Origin of the sequence: Thiomicrorhabdus arctica DSM 13458 (genome assembly GCF_000381085.1) — a bacterium.
Classification (GTDB): domain Bacteria; phylum Pseudomonadota; class Gammaproteobacteria; order Thiomicrospirales; family Thiomicrospiraceae; genus Thiomicrorhabdus; species Thiomicrorhabdus arctica.
In genome coordinates this window covers 653,352-670,886 of the sequence record NZ_KB905899.1, presented here as the reverse complement: position 1 = coordinate 670,886, position 17,535 = coordinate 653,352, and the positions used below count along the sequence as shown (strand labels likewise).

Here is a 17,535-nt window from a genome sequence, read left to right as displayed (position 1 = left end):
AATCGTTTTGGTTTAAATCAGGTGAACATGTTTCCTCTTTGAGTGTTTTTAAAGGCATTGGATCGTTGGATGCGTTTTGTCTTCTAGTAAGTGGGCTAAGATTCGCTTTGCGATACGCTCGGCAGAAGGCAAATTCAATGGGTTTTCACCCGGGAATAACCGGCCTCTGGATTCTGTGGCAAAAGCCTCCAGTTTTGCATTGTAGACCTCTAAATTTGTGTTTTTATGTTCTGTCGCGACCGTGATCATGAGTTGCTCTAAGCCCGCCTTAGCCACGCCATAAGCACCGTAGTAAGCAGGGTACAAGTTGATGTTTTGATCTAACACGGCCAGAAGCTTTCCATTATCGCTCTTTTTCAATAGTTCAAGAGTGTTTTGAATCAGATGGAAGTTGGCGTTGAGATTAGTGTGTAATACCTCATACCACTGCATATAATCAAACTGCTCTAAGGGTGTAAAGGCGGGCAAGATAGCGGCATTGAGAATCACGCCATCCAATTGCCCATATTCTTCTGTGATGGTGTCCTGAAGTGCTTGGTAATGATCAATATTTGCACCCAATAAATCGATAGGATAAAGGGCGACCAAATCAGAGTTGAGCTCGTCATAAAGTGCATTAAGGGCTTTGAGTTCTTTATCGAGTAGAATGACTTGATGGCCTTTTTCGACTAACTGTGTACTTAAGGCTTTACCTAACCCTTGGGCGGCACCGGTGACTAAATAAGTTTGCATACAGGTCTCTCTATCTTTTTTCTTTATTTCAAATAAATTCGGTTTTACACATGTAACGGTTTGCGCAATGTTTATGTGCTTTTGAGTGTCTTGAAAAACTGACTGATTTCAAAAGGGGTTTCAAAATGAAAATCAGCAGGCCAAGGTTTTTCACAGTGGCTTTCTGGTAGGTCTGGCAAATAACCAAATAGCGCGGAGGCTGTTTTCATGCCAGCATTGTTACCCGCTTCTATATCTCTTATATGATCCCCAATATACAGACATTTTTCTGGCGCAACATGACACTGTTTGGCCGCCAGCAATAAAGGCGCTGGATCTGGCTTTCGAACGGTCAGAGTGTCGCCACTAATGACACTTAAAGGCTTACTTGGGAACGTTAAGTTGGCTAATAATTTTTCGGTCAACCAGCCTGGCTTATTGGTGACAATGCCCCAGGGAATATTCTGTTGTGCCAAGGTTTGCAAACCTAATTCGAGCCCTGGAAATATCCGAGTGTGGTTGTCAATATTTTCAAAATAGATCTTCAAAAAGTGTTGTCTACGTGCTTCAAGCGCTTCTCCTTCTAATAAAGGAAAGGCCAGTTGTGTCATGGCCAGGCCACCTTGCGAGACCACTTTTCTAATCGTTTGGTAACGTAAAGGTTTTTGGTCGAAATCACGGCAGGTTTGATTAAGGGCAAACGCAAAATCATATGAGGTGTCCAGTAGGGTACCGTCTAAATCAAAAAGAATGCATTCAATGGGAGAAGAGATTGGCATGGTAATAAAGTGTTCCTAAAAATAGATAAGTCTAAAAGATGTTGGGTGATGGAATGTTGATCACTTGCTTGAAGGGATCTTCTTTAAGCGAACCTAAACGGCTTTTTGATACGCCAAAAGATAGTTCACATCAACATTCTCATTTAAGCCATATTGGTTGAGTAATGGGTTGAACTGAATGCCCGCACTGTCTCTTAAATAGAGCCCTGCTTGTCTGGCCATCGCATCCATCTCAGCAGGTGTAATGAACTTTTCATGGGTGTGCGTACCTTTAGGCACTAAATTCAAAACCTGTTCAGCCGCAAAGATCGCCAATAAGTAGGATTTGTAGTTACGATTCAGTGTTGAGAAGAAAACCCATCCACCTGGTTTGACACACAAAGCGGCCGCTTTAATAATCGCTTGTGGATCGGGTACGTGCTCTAGCATCTCCATACAGGTCACAATATCATGTTCTTCTGCATGCAACTCAGCGTACTCTTCTGCGGCAATCAATTGGTAATCGACCTTGATACCCGAATCCAAACCATGCAGTTTTGCAACGCTCAGCACTTCTTGAGCTAAATCAATACCGGTCACCATTGCTCCTGCTGACGCTAGAGACTCGGAGAGTATGCCCCCGCCACATCCAATATCGACAACCGATTGGTTTTCAAGCGGTTGAAAACGTCGAATAAACTCAATTCTGAAGGGGTTGATTTTATGTAAAGCACCAAATTCACCTTCGGTATCCCACCAGGTATTAGACAAGCGGTTAAAGTTATCTAACTCTGCCTGATCTACATTAGATTCTTTGGGTGCATTATCGGGGGTTTTTGAGTTTTCTGTGGAAGTTGATTCACTCATTAGGATTCACTTTTATTCGCCTAGGATTCGCTTCTACCTCTTAAGGAGGTTTGATTGCCTCAATAAAAAATATATAAAGGCAAAACGTAGCCCAAAAATTATACCTAATTTGACAGCTTTACCGGGATTTTAATTTACTTAAAGCCCTCTAAGCTAAAATAAAGCTCCCTAGCGGCTTAAAAAGTTTTTATCGATACGGGGAAAGGGTCATTATAACTATCGCTTTAGGGTGGTTATGCGGGTATAATACAGACTTTAATATAGTTAACTAAATAATTGGATTATCGATGTCTGAATTTGCACGTGAAATTATTCCCATTGCGTTAGAAGATGAAATGGAACAATCGTACTTAAGTTATGCCATGAGTGTAATTGTAGGACGAGCGCTTCCTGATGTAAGAGATGGCTTAAAACCAGTTCACCGTCGCGTGCTTTACGCTATGAATGTACTGAATAACGATTTTAACAAACCTTACAAAAAGTCTGCCCGTATTGTCGGGGATGTAATCGGTAAATATCACCCGCATGGTGACACGGCAGTTTACGATACAATCGTTCGTATGGCTCAGCCATTCTCGTTACGTTATATGTTGGTAGATGGACAGGGTAACTTCGGGTCGGTCGATGGTGATTCTCCTGCCGCAATGCGTTATACCGAAATTAGAATGTCAAAAATTGCTCATCACTTGCTTGCCGATTTAGATAAAGAAACCGTTAACTTTGCTGAAAACTACGATGGTTCTGAATCAGAGCCGGTCGTCATGCCAACCAGAATTCCTAACCTATTAGTCAACGGTTCTTCTGGAATCGCGGTCGGTATGGCCACAAATATTCCGCCACACAACTTAACTGAAACCGTTAGCGCATGTTTAGCGGTGATTGATAATCCTGATATCGATCTTGATGGCTTGATGGAGCACATTCCTGGACCAGACTTTCCGACGTACGGCATTATTAATGGCGCGAGCGGTATAAGGGAAGCATACGAAACCGGCCGCGGTCGCGTTAAAATTCGTGCAAAAACGTCTATTGAGACGGATAAAAGCGGTAAATCTAAAGTCATTATTGATGAGCTGCCATACCAGGTTAATAAGGCACGTCTGATTGAACGTATTGCCGAATTAGTAAAAGAAAAGAAAATTGATGGCATTACCGCTTTACGTGACGAATCCGATAAAGATGGTATGCGTGTTGTGATTGAGCTGCGACGCGGTGAAGTCCCTGAAATCATGATTAATAACCTATACAAGCAGACTGCAATGCAGACGGTGTTTGGTGTCAATATGGTTGCTTTGATTGACGGTCAGCCAAAATTATTGAATCTAAAAGAAATCATCACCGCCTTTGTTAAACATCGTCGTGAAGTGGTTACACGCCGTACTATTTTCGAACTGCGTAAAGCACGTGAAAAAGCCCATACCTTAGAAGGGTTGGCAATTGCTTTAAATAATATCGATGAGATGATTGAACTGATCAAAGCCTCTCCAAGTCCAGCGGTTGCGAAAGAACGCATGCTTGAAAGACAATGGCCAGTGGGTAAAGTGGTCGAATTGTTAGGGCGCGTTGAGCTTAAAGATATTCGTCCAGAAAACTTGCCAGAAGGGTTTGGTGTGGATGAGAGTGGTGATATTTATAAGTTGTCACCCGTTCAGGCGCAATCTATTCTTGAGATGCGTTTGCATCGTTTAACAGGTTTAGAGCAAGATAAAATTATTGAAGAATACAAAGGTCTTGTTGAAAAAATCACAGAGTTCTTAAATATTTTGAGAAATCCTGATCGTTTGACGGAAGTGGTTAGGGAAGAGTTGAATGAAGTCGTTGAAACCTTCGGTGATGCACGTCGTACTGTCATTGATTACAGCTACCAAGACCTAGATGCAGAAGATTTAATTGCGGTTGAAGATCGTATCGTGACTTTATCTGAAGATGGTTATATTAAAACGCAGCCACTCAGTGACTATCGTGCGCAAAAACGCGGTGGCCGCGGTAAATCTGCAACAGCCATGAAAGAAGAAGATGAAGTCGGACAACTATTTGTGGCGAGCACGCATGATATGCTGTTGTGTTTCTCAAACAAAGGGAAGCTTTACTGGCAGAAAACTTGGCAGTTACCGCTCGCCAGTCGTGGTAGTCGTGGTAAGCCAATCGTCAATATTCTGCCCTTAGGTGATGGGGAATATATCACGTCAGTATTACCGGTCGATGAATTTGATGAACGCATTGTCTTTATGGCAACCCGTAACTCGGTTGTCAAACGCGTCGCGCTGAAAGATTTCTCTCGCCCACGTGCTAACGGTATTATTGCTGTTGATTTACTGGATGATGATGAGTTAGTCGGGACGGCTTTAACCGATGGTGAGCAAGAAATTATGTTGTTCAGCAATATCGGTAAAGCGATTCGCTTTAAAGAGTCTGATGTTCGTGTCATGGGACGTACGGCTCGTGGTGTTCGTGGAATGAAGCTGGCAGAAGGGGTTAAAGTCATCAGTATGCAAGTCGCTAAACCTAATACTTTAATTCTGACGGCGACTGAACATGGTTATGGAAAATGTACGCCGGTAGAGGATTACTCAACCATTAATCGTGGTGGCCAAGGGGTTATTTCCATTAAAACCTCTGAGCGTAACGGTTCAGTTGTGGCAGCGGTTTCCGTTGTTCCTGAGCAAGAGATGGTGTTAATTACCAATAAAGCCACTTTAGTACGAGCACGTGTCTCAGAAGTCTCCGTCGTGGGCCGTAATACGCAAGGGGTCAAGTTGATTAACGTCGGTAAGGGCGAATTAGTTGTTGGCCTAGCGGTCGTGGATGTTGAAGACGAACTCTTATTAGAAGATGAAGAGTCTGTTGTTGAAGGTCTTACAACTGAAGCGGTTCTTGAGAATAATGCTGAAGAGGGTGTTGAAGGTAGCATCGTTGAAAGCGATGACTCAGAGAAAGACACTGAAAGTAACGATTCAGAGTAATCATAAAATAATAATGAATCAAAGGCTCACTGCTTATAGCATTGGGTCTTTTAGCCGTTTTAGCATCAGGCTTGAAGCCGGATTCTAGAACGTCTTTTATCTTGGAATAAGGAATTTAATTAGCATGGCAAGAGCGTTTAACTTTAGTGCAGGTCCAGCAATGTTGCCAGAAGCGGTCATGCGCAAAGCATCAGCAGAGTTTCTAGATTGGAATCATGCGGGCATGTCGGTGATGGAAATGAGTCATCGAAGTAAAGAATACATGTCCGTCGCGCATAAAATCGAAGCTGATTTACGAGAAGTAATGGCCATTCCAGACAACTACAAAGTATTGTTTCTGCATGGTGGGGCTTCAATGCAGTTTTCGGCGATTCCACTTAACTTAACGCAAGAGGGTGATACGGTAGACTATTTTAATACCGGTGTTTGGTCTGATAAAGCGATTAAAGAGGCTTCGCGCTACGTTAATGTCAATATTGTCACCGGTGGTGAAGCGGATAACCCAACTGAAATCCCTGATGTAGCAGAGTGGTCATTTAGTGACGATGCTAAATATATTCACCTGTGTACCAATGAAACCATTACGGGACTGGAGTTTCAAGAAGACCAGCTGGAGCATGTGTTTGCTCAAGGTAAACCTGTGATTGCAGATATGTCATCTAATATTATGTGTCGTCCGATTGATGTAAGTCGTTATGCCATCATCTATGCAGGGGCTCAGAAGAATATAGGGCCGGCGGGTTTATCGATTATGATTATTCGCGATGATTTAGTGGGTCATGCACGTGAGATCACGCCGACTTTATTAAACTGGGCAACTTATGCGAATAATGAGTCCATGTTTAATACCCCAGCAACCTATGCTTGGTATTTAGCAGGCCTGGTCTTCGAGTGGCTTAAAGCCAATGGAGGCGTTGAGGCTATTGCATCGGTTAATCAACGTAAAGCACAGAAGCTTTATGATTATATCGACAACTCCCCATTTTATTATAATACGATTAAACCTACGCAACGTTCATGGATGAATGTGACTTTTTATCTGACGAATAACGAGTTAGAGTCAGAGTTTGTTCAAGCGTCTAAGGCGGCTGGGTTATTAAGTTTGAAAGGTCATAAGGCTTTTGGTGGGATGCGTGCAAGTATTTATAATGCCATGCCTGAAGAGGGGGTTGATACCTTAATTGCCTTTATGGAACAGTTTGCAAAAACACACGCTTAATCTTAATCCTGGCGACTACGCACTAGCTTAATGAATAGAATGAAGAATCGATAACAGACAGGCACTTGAATGACGACAGAACAGATGCAATTGACAGAGATTAGAAATCAAATTGATACAATCGATGCTCAAATCCAAGATTTGATTGGTCAAAGAGCGGCATGTGCTCAAAAAGTGGCCGACATTAAAACCCAAGGCGATAATGTCGATGCGGTTTTTTATAGACCTGAACGAGAAGCACAAGTGTTGCGCGCCGTTAAAGCCCGCAATACCAGTTTATTGCCAGATGAAGAGATGGCGAAGCTCTTTAGAGAGATTATGTCTGCCTGTTTAGCGCTTGAACAGCCGACTACGGTCGCTTATTTAGGTCCTGAAGGCAGTTATTCTCATGCCAGTGTCATCAAACAATTTGGTTCATCGGTGCATTCTATCGCCGTTTCGACCATTGAAGAGGTATTTGAAGCGGTTGAGAAGGGCGATGCAAGTTATGGCATGGTCCCCGTCGAAAACTCTTCTGAAGGGGTCGTGAAAAGTACACAAAATGCCTTGGTGACAACGGATTTGAAGGTGTCTGGTGAAGTCGCTCTTGAAATTCATCACTGTTTATTATCAAAGTCAAAAACAGTTGAAAATATTCACAAAATTGTCGCCCATCAACAAGCCTTAGGGCAGTGTGAACAGTGGATTAAAAATAACTTGCCATGGGCGGAAATTGAAGCCGTTGCATCTAATGCTCTGGCGGCCAAAATGGCGAAAACCGATTCCGCTGTTGCAGCAATTGCTTCTGAGCAGGCCGCGCAGCTTTATCAATTGAATATTCTTGAGTCTCATATTGAAGATCAGTCAGACAATAGCACTAAATTTTGGGTAGTAGGGCGTGATGCGACGCAGTCGAGTGGTGAAGATAAAACGGCTATGATTGTTTCCATGAAAAATCAATCGGGCGCACTGTTAGATATTTTGTCTTGTTTTAGCAGTCGTGGGATTAATATGACACGTATCATCTCTCGTCCATCACTGGATACCACTTGGGATTATCAGTTTTTTATTGATGTTATGGGGCATCAGGAAGATGAAAATCTGAAACAAGCTCTTGCAGAAGTTAAGTCTAAATCCGCATTCTTCAAATTATTAGGTTCTTTTCCCGTTTCACCTCTTTAATCATGATGACACTTAAAAAGAAAATAGAATTCCCTTTTGGGTAGGTAAACTAACAAAATTATGAATGAAATAAATATAGCCTATTGTGATGTGGTTCAACCACAAATTCTTGGTGTTCATCCTTATATTCCTGGCAAGCCTGTTAGCGAATTACAGCGTGAATTGGGATTGACCTATGTTTCTAAATTGGCGTCCAATGAAAACCCTTTAGGGGCAAGCCCAAGTGTTTTGACGGCTATTCAACATGAACTCAAAGAGATCGCGCGTTACCCCGATGGCAGTGCTTATACTTTAAAAGCGACGCTTGCTGAGTTTTTGTCAATCAAACCTGAGCAGCTGGCGGTGGGGAACGGTTCTAATGAGTTGTTAGAATTAGTTGCGCGCGTGTTTGCTGGCCCCGGTGATGAGATACTCTATTCACAATATGCTTTTGCAGTTTATCCTATTTCAGCCCAAGTGGTCGGTGCTACGGGCATTGAAGTGCCTGCGAAAAATTGGGGGCATGATTTACAAGCCATGTTAGCCGCCATCACCGATAAAACAAAATTGATTTATCTTGCGAACCCAAACAACCCAACGGGCACGGTTTTCAGTCGTCTTGAATGGGAAGACTTTATTAACCAAGTCCCTAAAAATGTGATTGTGGTGCTGGATGAAGCTTATATTGAGTACGCTCAAGCACAGCTCAGTGATGATGAGTATGCTAATGGCATTGATTACCTGACCACTCATTCTAATTTATTGGTTTCTAGAACCTTCTCGAAGGCCTATGGCTTGGCATCTTTGCGAGTGGGTTATATGGCTGGTTGTAAAGAAATAATCCAATATATCAATCAGATAAGAGCGCCATTTAATGTTAATAATTATGCTCAAATCGCCGCTATTTCAGCCTTGAATGATCAGGGGTTTGTTGAAAAAGTATTGCTACTGAACCAACAAGGCATGCGCCAAATAAAGGATGCTTTGGCAACATTAGGCGTTGACTCAATTCCTTCTGCTGGAAATTTTCTGTGTATTGATTTAGGTAAAGAAGCGCTTAAGGTGAATCAGAAGTTATTGGAAGAAGGTGTGATTGTGCGTCCTTTGAGTAATTATGGTTTGTCTCAATTTCTGCGTGTGTCAATTGGCACCCAGGTTGAAAACCAACATTTTATTGATGCACTTAAGTCCATTTTATTCTCGATGTCCAAGGATTTATAAATTGAAGTCACTCAATAAAATCACCATTATTGGCGTAGGATTAATCGGCGGCTCTTTTGCGAAGGGATTAAAGGATGCAGGCCTGGTCAAGACCGTCATGGGGTTTGGTCAAGATGAATCTAGTTTACGTAAAGCCATTGAGCTTGGTGTTATTGATGAATTCAGTACCGATATGCAAACGGCGGTCGTGGACAGTGATTTGATTCTGTTGGCTGTGCCTCTAGGCGTTATGGAAGCGGTGCTTGAGGAAATGAAGCCTTATCTCAGGCAGGGCACGATTATTACAGATGCAGGTAGTGCTAAGAGCAGTGTAATTACTTCGGCAATAAAAGTCTTTGGTCAGTTACCAGAGTTTTTTGTGCCAGGTCACCCGATTGCAGGCAAAGAAAAAAGCGGTGTAACGGCTGCAGATCCAGCGCTTTATCTCAAACATCGTGTCATTTTGACGCCCACTGAACATACCAATGCCGACGCTGTTCAACTGGTTACGGAATTGTGGCAGGTTTTAGGGGCCAATGTTGAAGTCATGAGCGCTGAGCAGCATGATGATATTTTCGCTGCAACCAGCCATTTGCCGCATTTACTAGCTTTTTCGCTGGTTGATCTATTGAATGAACATCCTGAACTTGGCAATGTTTTCCCTTATACGGCCGGTGGCTTTAGAGACTTTACGCGTATTGCTTCGAGTGATGCGACCATGTGGCGGGATATTGCTTTAACGAATTCAACTGCGATTGTAAAGTGGTTAAAGAATTATCAAGCATCAATTGCAGCTTTAACTGAGTTGGTTGAAACCCAACAAGGTGAGCAGTTATTTAAACTGTTTGAAGATGCTAAGAGTACACGTGATCGTCATATCGGTCACTGATGTCGTAATGCATGATTAACCAATCTATATTTAAAAAAATGACACAAGAACAGTCAAAACAAAAAGAATCAAAATTATGGCAAACGTAAAATTCAAAGTTCAACCTGGTGGCACTATTAAAGGTCGCATTCGTGTACCTGGTGACAAATCTATTTCACATAGAAGTATTATGTTGGGTGCTATTTCTGAAGGCGCTACAACGGTTACTGGCTTTTTAGAAGGTGACGACAGTTTAGCGACCTTAAAAGCTTTTCAGGAAATGGGTGTTCAAATTGAAGGGCCTAACAAAGGCAATGTAACGATTCAAGGTGTTGGTTTAAAAGGGCTTAAGAAACCTAATAAACCTTTAGATATGGGGAATTCTGGAACGGCGATGCGCTTGATGGCTGGTATTTTGGCTGGGCAAGACTTTGATTGTGAGTTAATCGGTGATGCCTCTTTGTCAAAACGTCCTATGAAACGTGTTACAGATCCTTTACGTGCCATGGGTGCCCAAATAGAGACAGCAGAAGGCGGTATGCCGCCTCTAAAGATTACGGGGACGGGCGATGGGTCACTGACTGCAATTGACTATGTTTTACCCATGGCCAGCGCTCAGGTTAAATCTTGTGTCTTATTAGCGGGCTTGTATGCGAAAGGTAGAACGTGTGCCTTAGAACCTGCACCCACGCGAGATCATACAGAGCGTATGTTGAATGGCTTTGGTTATGAAGTCATTTCAGAAAAGATTGATAGCCAGCAGATGAAGGCTTGTTTAATGGGTGGCGGTAAATTAACCGGGCGTCATATTGATGTACCATCCGATATTTCATCCGCTGCATTTTTTATGGCGGCTGCGGCCGTCTCTAAGGATTCAGATTTAGTGATTGAACACGTTGGGATGAATCCTACCCGTGTTGGTATTGTGAATATCCTGCAGTTAATGGGGGCCGATATTACACTCGAAAATGCACATGAAGTCGGCGGTGAACCCGTCGCGGATGTACACGTACGATATGCACCCTTAAAAGGGATTAACATTCCTAAAGAATTAGTCGCCTTGGCGATTGATGAGTTTCCAGTATTGTTTGTGGTGGCCGCAAGTGCATCAGGGAAAACCGTTCTAACGGGTGCAGAAGAATTACGCGTTAAGGAGTCGGATCGTATACAGGTGATGGCGGATGCCTTGCAAGCCGTAGGGGTTGATGCTTTACCGACAGAGGATGGTATGGTGATTAATGGCGGCATCCAAACAAAGCAATCGGCCGTCATTCAAAGCCATCATGATCACAGGATTTCTATGGCAATGACCATTGCCGGCTTAAATGCAGTTTCTGAAATTGTGATTGATGATTGCGCTAATGTAAATACTTCATTCCCAACCTTTCTTGAGTTAATTAATCAAGTCGGTATGCAGGTTGAAGCGGTTAAGGAATCTTAAGAATGACGCAGTTAACTGTTCCAGTGATTACTATCGATGGCCCAAGTGGTGTTGGCAAAGGCACGCTTGCACAGTATCTAACCGGTAAGACACACTTTCATTTACTGGACAGCGGTGCAATCTATCGCGCTTTAGCATTTGGTGCAGTCAAAAACCGGCTGGCTTTAGATGATGTATCAGGCCTGGTGACTTTGGCAGAATCCTTGCCGGTTGAATTTGTAGCAACAAGTATTTTGTATGAAGGAGAAGATGTAACCTCTAAAGTTCGCACTGAAGAGGTGGCTGGAGTTGCGTCAACAGTTGCTGTCATTTCTGAGGTTCGTGCCGCTCTAATGGCAAGACAGAAGGCGTTTGCAGTGTTACCAGGTCTGGTCGCAGATGGTCGTGATATGGGGACAGTCGTTTTCCAAAGTGCAGATTTAAAGCTCTATTTAACCGCCTCGGCAGAAATTAGAGCAGAAAGACGTGTTAATCAGTTGAAAAACCAAGGGGTTAGTGCTAACATTCACAAAATAACTCGAGACATAAAAGAACGTGATGAACGCGACTTAAATCGTCAGACTGCGCCATTAAAGCCAGCCGATGACGCAATCATTGTGGATACCTCGTATTTAAACATTGAAGATGTCTGTAAAAAAATAGACTCTTTATTGTGGGATAGAGGCTTGATTAAATAATTTAGTCAAATTTTTTTAGTTGTTGTATCGCCTTTATAAGGTATCAACCTCTTGATTATGAAAGCTTTTTAAATCCCTGGTCTTGTTTTTAGGCTGGGGATTTGTATTTTGTTGGCAATTGGGATGCTGACATTTAACTAACTGACCCGTTGACTGATTAATACTCCCATCAGCCATTAGAAAACGGTATGAAAAAAAATGGTAGCTATATCCATGAGTGAATTATCTTTCGCTGAACTATTTGAAGAATCTTTTCAAGAAAAATTTAACCCTGGTGCTTTAATCATCGGTACTGTAATCGGTATTGATAAAGAAGCCGTACTTGTTGATGCAGGCATGAAGTCTGAGTCAACTATTCCTAAGAGCCAGTTCTTAGACGCTAACGGTGACCTTGAAGTCGCAATCGGTGATGAAGTAGAAGTTTACCTAGAATCATTAGAAGATGGTTTGGGTGAGACTCGTTTATCACGTGAAAAAGCGAAGCGCGCTAAGACTTGGGATCGTCTTGAGACAGCGATGGAAGAGGGTGAAGTTGTTATCGGTCTTGTGACTGGTAAAGTTAAAGGTGGTCTTACTGTTGACGTTGAAGGCGTTCGTGGTTTCTTACCTGGTTCACTTGTGGATATTCGTCCAATCCGCGACTTCGGTTTCCTAGAAGGGAAAGAAGTAGAGTTGAAACTTGTTAAGCTTGATCGTAAGCGTAACAATGTTGTTGTATCTCGTCGCGCAGTTATCGAAATTGAAAGTTCTGCTGAGCGTGAAGCTATTCTTGCAAACATGGAAGAAGGTTCTGTCCTTAAAGGTATCGTTAAGAACCTTACTGACTACGGTGCATTTATTGACCTTGGTGGTGTTGATGGCCTTCTACACATTACTGATATGGCTTGGCGTCGTGTTAACCATCCTTCTGAAATCGTTAATGTTGGCGATGAGATTGACGTTAAAGTTCTTAAGTTCGACAAAGAGCGTAGCCGTGTATCTCTAGGTCTTAAGCAGCTTGAAGAAGATCCTTGGGCAGACATGGTTGCTCGTTATCCAATGGGTGCGCAAGTTTCTGGTAAAGTTGCAAACATTACTGACTACGGTGCTTTCATTGAAATCGAAGAAGGGATTGAAGGGCTTGTTCACACTTCAGAATTGGATTGGACTAACCGTAATATTCATCCATCTAAAGTCGTTCACCTTGGTCAAGAGGTTAACGTTAAGATTCTTGATGTTGATCAAGAGCGTCGTCGTATTTCATTGTCTATTAAGCAATGTGCAATCAATCCTTGGGAAGGTTTCTCAGCGGTTCATGCGAAAGGCGATAAGATCTCTGGTGTTATTAAATCAATCACTGACTTCGGTATCTTTATCGGTCTAGAAGGTGGAATTGATGGTCTTGTTCACCTTACGGATATTTCTTGGAAGCAAACGGGTGAAGATGCCATTCGCGACTTCAAGAAAGGCGATGAGTTAGAAACGGTTATTCTATCGATTGATCCTGATCGTGAGCGTATCTCATTGGGTCTTAAGCAGTTAGAGCAAGACCCATTCGGTCAGTTTGTTGCTGACAATGGTAAAGGCGCTGATGTTGAAGGTGTCGTTAAGTCTGTTGATGAGCGTGGTGCGGTTATCGATCTAGGTCCAGAAGTTGAAGGTTATCTTCGCGCTTCAGAGCTAGTCGAAGACACTCGTGATGCTTCAAGCGTTCTTAAAGAAGGTGATAAGGTCGTTGCTAAAATTACAAATATCGACCGTAAGAATCGTTCAGTTTCACTTTCTATGAAAGCAAAAGAAGCGCATGAAGAAGCTCAAGCTGTTAAAGGTTATTCTGAGCAACAAACTATCGCGACTGCGGGCACCACATTCGGTGACCTTTTCAAGGATAAGATGTAATCTGAGAGTAAGTAGCAAGCCGTTACTTACTTGTGGCTCATGCAGTAAAATATGAGTCACTCTTTGATCTTATTAGCACCACGGTGCTAGTTTTAATTAACACTCTCTTTTTTTAGAGATTATTAAGAGAATGATCAAATGACTAAGTCAGAAATCATCGAGTTCATCGCAAGAAAACAAACTCAATTTTCTCAAAAAGATGTTGAGATTGCGGTGAATCAAATCGTGGATTCTATGATTGATACATTATCCGAAGGTGAGCGAATTGAAATTCGTGGCTTTGGGAGTTTTAGTCTTCATCATAGAAAAGCTAGAGTAGGTCGTAACCCCAAAACGGGGGAAACGGTCGAGTTATCTGATAAGCGCGTTCCGCACTTTAAGCCAGGTAAATCTCTAAGAGAACGCGTTGACTCCTCTAAAGAGACAACGGATATTCTAGTTTAATCCTAAAAAAGGGGCTACTTATGTAGCCCCTTTTTTTTTATTCCTCTATAATCCATCTATTCTTATCATGGAGAGATTGATTATGTTTAAACTCATTTCGTTTACAGTAACCTTATTTATTCTTGCGATAGGCATGGTTTTAGGTGTACTCAATCCAGCACCCGTCACACTAGATCTTTTCTTGATTAGGCCTACCTTACCTTTGAGTCTTGTATTGGCTGCGATGCTTATTTTAGGTGTCCTTCTGGGGGCTAGCGTTATGCTTGTGCAGGTCGCACAACTTAAATGGCGCTTACGTAAGCAGGTTAAGGTTAACCAAAAACAATCCAGTCAATTAATTCAACTTAAAAAAGAGCAAGTAAATGTTAATAGGGCTTTAAAAGAGTCCGATAACGCCTTGTTAAAATTGGAAAAGTAGAGTCTTTCATGAGTCAAGAAAAGTTACAGAATAACCCATCATTAATTCATTTAGTCGATCCTAAGGTCTTGGTTGCATTAGATTTTGCGGATGAAATATCTGCATTGAATTTTGTGGATGGCTTAAACCCGAAAGAGTGTCGCTTAAAAGTCGGTAAAGAGTTGTTTGCCGTTGCGGGGCCTAGTTTTGTTGCCACTTTAATATCCAGAGGCTTCGATGTATTTTTAGACCTGAAATATCATGATATTCCAAATACAGTTGCCAAGGCCGTTAAGGCTGCAGCACGTTTGGGCGTTTGGATGGTGAATGTGCACGCTTTAGGGGGGCGTAAGATGATGCAAGCGGCTAGGGAGGCCTTAGATGAGTTTGAGGAACGCCCTCTGCTGATTGCCGTGACGGTATTAACGAGCATGGAACAATTGGACTTGGTTGAGATCGGTCTACAAGGCTCACCTAAGGATAACGTGCTTAGATTAGCTCAACTCGCTCAGTCTTCAGGCCTGGATGGGGTAGTCTGCTCAGCACAAGAAGCAAAGCTGTTACGTAGGAGGCTAGGGCCTGATTTCTGCTTAGTGACGCCTGGTATACGCCCAAATGGAAGTGATAACAATGATCAAAAACGCATTATGACACCTCGACAGGCTATAGATGCGGGTTCAAGTTATCTTGTGATCGGTCGTCCAATTACACAATCGAGATTTCCTCTGCAAGTTCTTAAAGAGGTGAATGATAGCCTTGTCTAGATTTGTTGTTGGGAGTTGCCGAGATAAGGCCTTGTAACCACTATCAATATCGTTTATAATTCGCGCTTTTCAGGCAGTGTGTCTGAAAATTCCTTGTTTCACTGTACTCTTGCGAGAGTGTCAGGAAACTTTTTATTATCCATAAGGAGAGAATGAATGCGTCATTATGAAGTCGTATTTCTAGTGCACCCTGATCAATCTGAACAGGTTCCTGCAATGCTAGAGCGTTACCGCGCCCTTATCGAACAGTCTGGTGGTTCAATTCACCGTTTAGAAGACTGGGGTCGCCGTCAACTTGCGTACCTTATCAATAAGGTACACAAAGCCCATTACATTATGATGAATATCGAATGTAACCAAGCAGCACTTGATGAATTAGAGAATGCTTTCTTTTACAATGATGCGGTTTTACGTAGCATCATCGTTAAGCAAAAAACAGCTATCACTGAGCCTTCAGTCGTGCTTAGCAAGAAAGATGAGAAGTTTGATAAGCGTCGTGATACACGTCAAGATGCACGCCCAGACACTCGCTCAAATGATTCCCGCGGACAAGGAGAGAAGAATGTCTAGAGGATTTGGAAGAAAGAAATTTTGTCGTTTTACCGCTGATGGCGTAAAACAAATTGACTATAAAGACCTAGATACTTTGAGAGCCTATATTACGGAAACAGGAAAAATTGTTCCTAGCCGTATTACAGGAACAAGCGCTAGGTATCAGCGTCAATTGGCGACTGCAATCAAACGTGCGCGTTATATTGCTTTATTGCCATACACTGATCAACATAAATAGAAATTTGAAGATTAGTTAAATTTAACAGGTACTGAATGTTAGCAATAGCCAAATACTCCATGAAAGGCCCTTCGCAGGCAATCATCGCGACTTGTCTATTCGCCGCACTCAGTGTATGGGTTGCACCACTTGGTATATTTGTAGGTGCAATTATTGCCTTAGTGACCTTGAGAGTTTCGGTTGCAGAAGGCTTTAAAACCCTTGTTTGGGGTGTTACGAGTCATGTGTTATTGACGGTTGTAATTTCTGGTGCTTATTGGCCTGCGATTATTTCAGTTTTAGAGTATATGTTGCCCGTATGGTTAATGAGTGTTGTCTTACGACAAACAGATTCATTAGCATCAGCACTTCAAGCAGCAATGATTATGACTGGGTTAGGTATCCTAGGGTTTCATCTAATGATCCCTAATCCAGCGGAATGGTGGTTAGCTTTATTTAACCAACATGTCGCTCCAATTTTAGAGACTGCAGAGATTGTTTATCAATCGGACATAGTCGCTGAAATGACTAAGATGGTCACCATGTTATTAGCAGTTTTTGCTGTGATACTTTGGTTTTCAATCTTAACAGTGGGGCGCTGGTGGCAAAGTGAGTTATACAATCCAGGGCAGTTTAAAGCTGATTTCTATCAACTAAGACTTCCTAAATCAACAGCTTATGTAGCAGTTTTACTAGCTATTTTAGGTTTGGTATCAGGTCAGTCAGCTGGCTTGGTTTATGATTTATCCGGTATTGTCATTGTCGGTTTGATGTTTCAAGGCATTGCTATTGCACATCAAACCGTCTCAATTAAGCAGTTACACACGGCTTGGTTAGTGGGGCTTTATCTCCTGTTATTTTTATTTCCTCAAACGATGTTGATATTAGCAACCATCGGTTTAGTAGATACTTGGGTAGACTTTCGAAACCGTTGGGAAAAAGAAGAATTATAGAGGTTTAAGCTATGAATGTTATTCTGCTTGAAAAAGTACAAAACCTAGGGTCTTTAGGCGATGAAGTATCAGTTAAGTCTGGTTATGCTCGTAACTTTTTGATTCCACAAGGTAAAGCAAAAGCAGCAACTAAAGAAAACGTTGCAGCATTTGCTGAAATCCGCGCTGAGCTTGAAAAAGCGGCAGCTGCTGAATTAGCCGTAGCACAAGGTGTTTACGAAAACTTAAATGGTCAAGTGGTCACGATTGAAGCAACTTGTGGAGACGAAGGTAAGTTATTCGGTTCTGTTGGTACTCAAGATATTACTGATGCCATTAAGGCTTCTGGTTTCGAAGTTGAGCGCCGTGATGTCTGTATGCCTGAAGGTGTACTGCGTCATATCGGTACTTATGAAATTGATATTCAACTACATTCCGATGTGGTTGCTTCAATTACAGTTGAGATCAAACCAATCGCAGAGTAATGTTCTCTCGGTTGTTTAAAAA

18 protein-coding genes are annotated in these 17,535 nt (G+C 42.3%); 15 read left to right on the top strand and 3 right to left on the bottom strand.

Annotation, left to right across the window (positions count from 1 at the left end; genetic code table 11):
* Positions 1 to 48: 48 nt before the first annotated feature.
* The 3 genes from F612_RS0103120 to ubiG all read right to left on the bottom strand — a co-directional run bounded on the left by F612_RS0103120 (position 49) and on the right by ubiG (position 2,336).
* Entirely contained in the window at positions 49 to 732 is a 684-nt protein-coding gene (locus F612_RS0103120) for an SDR family NAD(P)-dependent oxidoreductase (RefSeq protein WP_019556291.1), read from the bottom strand.
* Between the two features lie 71 nt (positions 733 to 803).
* Entirely contained in the window at positions 804 to 1,490 is a 687-nt protein-coding gene (locus F612_RS0103115; RefSeq protein WP_019556290.1) for an HAD family hydrolase, read from the bottom strand.
* Between the two features lie 93 nt (positions 1,491 to 1,583).
* A complete protein-coding gene (gene ubiG / locus F612_RS0103110; protein WP_019556289.1) occupies positions 1,584 to 2,336 on the bottom strand; it encodes a bifunctional 2-polyprenyl-6-hydroxyphenol methylase/3-demethylubiquinol 3-O-methyltransferase UbiG in 753 nt (250 codons plus the stop codon).
* A 287-nt stretch (positions 2,337 to 2,623) separates the two neighbouring features.
* Here ubiG and gyrA point away from each other — a divergent pair, with 287 nt between their 5' ends.
* The 15 genes from gyrA (at position 2,624) to rplI (ending at position 17,513) form a co-directional block, all read left to right on the top strand.
* Positions 2,624 to 5,299: a DNA gyrase subunit A gene (gene gyrA, locus F612_RS0103105; protein WP_019556288.1), complete on the top strand. Its 2,676-nt coding sequence runs from the start codon at positions 2,624 to 2,626 to the stop codon at positions 5,297 to 5,299.
* Positions 5,300 to 5,423: 124 nt separating this feature from the next.
* A complete protein-coding gene (gene serC / locus F612_RS0103100; RefSeq protein WP_019556287.1) occupies positions 5,424 to 6,518 on the top strand; it encodes a 3-phosphoserine/phosphohydroxythreonine transaminase in 1,095 nt (364 codons plus the stop codon).
* 69 nt (positions 6,519 to 6,587) lie between these two features.
* Entirely contained in the window at positions 6,588 to 7,679 is a 1,092-nt protein-coding gene (pheA, locus tag F612_RS0103095) for a prephenate dehydratase (protein WP_019556286.1), read from the top strand.
* A 60-nt stretch (positions 7,680 to 7,739) separates the two neighbouring features.
* Positions 7,740 to 8,879, top strand: a complete 1,140-nt coding sequence (gene hisC, locus F612_RS0103090) for a histidinol-phosphate transaminase (RefSeq protein WP_019556285.1) — start codon at positions 7,740 to 7,742, stop codon at positions 8,877 to 8,879.
* Position 8,880: 1 nt separating this feature from the next.
* Complete coding sequence (locus F612_RS0103085) at positions 8,881 to 9,747, top strand: prephenate dehydrogenase (RefSeq protein ID WP_019556284.1); 867 nt, start codon at positions 8,881 to 8,883, stop codon at positions 9,745 to 9,747.
* Positions 9,748 to 9,823: 76 nt separating this feature from the next.
* On the top strand, positions 9,824 to 11,167 hold the full coding sequence (aroA, locus tag F612_RS0103080; RefSeq protein ID WP_019556283.1) for a 3-phosphoshikimate 1-carboxyvinyltransferase: 1,344 nt from the start codon (positions 9,824 to 9,826) through the stop codon (positions 11,165 to 11,167).
* A gap of 2 nt (positions 11,168 to 11,169) precedes the next feature.
* Positions 11,170 to 11,844: a (d)CMP kinase gene (cmk, locus tag F612_RS0103075; RefSeq protein ID WP_019556282.1), complete on the top strand. Its 675-nt coding sequence runs from the start codon at positions 11,170 to 11,172 to the stop codon at positions 11,842 to 11,844.
* A 213-nt stretch (positions 11,845 to 12,057) separates the two neighbouring features.
* Positions 12,058 to 13,722 (top strand): 30S ribosomal protein S1, encoded by a 1,665-nt coding sequence (gene rpsA / locus F612_RS0103070; RefSeq protein ID WP_019556281.1) that lies wholly within the window; start codon positions 12,058 to 12,060, stop codon positions 13,720 to 13,722.
* A 138-nt stretch (positions 13,723 to 13,860) separates the two neighbouring features.
* On the top strand, positions 13,861 to 14,166 hold the full coding sequence (locus tag F612_RS0103065) for an integration host factor subunit beta (protein WP_019556280.1): 306 nt from the start codon (positions 13,861 to 13,863) through the stop codon (positions 14,164 to 14,166).
* Positions 14,167 to 14,248: 82 nt separating this feature from the next.
* On the top strand, positions 14,249 to 14,584 hold the full coding sequence (locus F612_RS0103060; RefSeq protein ID WP_019556279.1) for a LapA family protein: 336 nt from the start codon (positions 14,249 to 14,251) through the stop codon (positions 14,582 to 14,584).
* Positions 14,585 to 14,592: 8 nt separating this feature from the next.
* A complete protein-coding gene (pyrF, locus tag F612_RS0103055; protein ID WP_019556278.1) occupies positions 14,593 to 15,327 on the top strand; it encodes an orotidine-5'-phosphate decarboxylase in 735 nt (244 codons plus the stop codon).
* A 156-nt stretch (positions 15,328 to 15,483) separates the two neighbouring features.
* A complete protein-coding gene (rpsF, locus tag F612_RS0103050; protein WP_019556277.1) occupies positions 15,484 to 15,897 on the top strand; it encodes a 30S ribosomal protein S6 in 414 nt (137 codons plus the stop codon).
* Positions 15,890 to 16,117: a 30S ribosomal protein S18 gene (rpsR, locus tag F612_RS0103045; protein ID WP_019556276.1), complete on the top strand. Its 228-nt coding sequence runs from the start codon at positions 15,890 to 15,892 to the stop codon at positions 16,115 to 16,117. The genes rpsF and rpsR overlap by 8 nt, the downstream gene beginning before the upstream one ends.
* Before the next feature lie 35 nt (positions 16,118 to 16,152).
* The gene (locus F612_RS0103040; RefSeq protein WP_019556275.1) at positions 16,153 to 17,049 is read left to right on the top strand and encodes a YybS family protein; all 897 of its coding nucleotides are present in this window, start codon (positions 16,153 to 16,155) and stop codon (positions 17,047 to 17,049) included.
* Positions 17,050 to 17,060: 11 nt separating this feature from the next.
* On the top strand, positions 17,061 to 17,513 hold the full coding sequence (rplI, locus tag F612_RS0103035; RefSeq protein ID WP_019556274.1) for a 50S ribosomal protein L9: 453 nt from the start codon (positions 17,061 to 17,063) through the stop codon (positions 17,511 to 17,513).
* Positions 17,514 to 17,535 lie beyond the last annotated feature (22 nt).

Coding starts and splice junctions, on each gene's coding strand:
- pyrF (WP_019556278.1), top strand. CDS start 14,593: ATGAGTCAAGAAAAGTTACAGAATAACCCATCATTAATTCATTTAGTC.
- aroA (WP_019556283.1), top strand. CDS start 9,824: ATGGCAAACGTAAAATTCAAAGTTCAACCTGGTGGCACTATTAAAGGT.
- F612_RS0103120 (WP_019556291.1), bottom strand. CDS start 732: ATGCAAACTTATTTAGTCACCGGTGCCGCCCAAGGGTTAGGTAAAGCC.
- rpsR (WP_019556276.1), top strand. CDS start 15,890: ATGTCTAGAGGATTTGGAAGAAAGAAATTTTGTCGTTTTACCGCTGAT.
- F612_RS0103065 (WP_019556280.1), top strand. CDS start 13,861: ATGACTAAGTCAGAAATCATCGAGTTCATCGCAAGAAAACAAACTCAA.
- rpsA (WP_019556281.1), top strand. CDS start 12,058: ATGAGTGAATTATCTTTCGCTGAACTATTTGAAGAATCTTTTCAAGAA.
- F612_RS0103115 (WP_019556290.1), bottom strand. CDS start 1,490: ATGCCAATCTCTTCTCCCATTGAATGCATTCTTTTTGATTTAGACGGT.
- hisC (WP_019556285.1), top strand. CDS start 7,740: ATGAATGAAATAAATATAGCCTATTGTGATGTGGTTCAACCACAAATT.
- pheA (WP_019556286.1), top strand. CDS start 6,588: ATGACGACAGAACAGATGCAATTGACAGAGATTAGAAATCAAATTGAT.
- serC (WP_019556287.1), top strand. CDS start 5,424: ATGGCAAGAGCGTTTAACTTTAGTGCAGGTCCAGCAATGTTGCCAGAA.
- ubiG (WP_019556289.1), bottom strand. CDS start 2,336: ATGAGTGAATCAACTTCCACAGAAAACTCAAAAACCCCCGATAATGCA.
- rplI (WP_019556274.1), top strand. CDS start 17,061: ATGAATGTTATTCTGCTTGAAAAAGTACAAAACCTAGGGTCTTTAGGC.
- gyrA (WP_019556288.1), top strand. CDS start 2,624: ATGTCTGAATTTGCACGTGAAATTATTCCCATTGCGTTAGAAGATGAA.
- rpsF (WP_019556277.1), top strand. CDS start 15,484: ATGCGTCATTATGAAGTCGTATTTCTAGTGCACCCTGATCAATCTGAA.
- cmk (WP_019556282.1), top strand. CDS start 11,170: ATGACGCAGTTAACTGTTCCAGTGATTACTATCGATGGCCCAAGTGGT.
- F612_RS0103040 (WP_019556275.1), top strand. CDS start 16,153: ATGTTAGCAATAGCCAAATACTCCATGAAAGGCCCTTCGCAGGCAATC.
- F612_RS0103060 (WP_019556279.1), top strand. CDS start 14,249: ATGTTTAAACTCATTTCGTTTACAGTAACCTTATTTATTCTTGCGATA.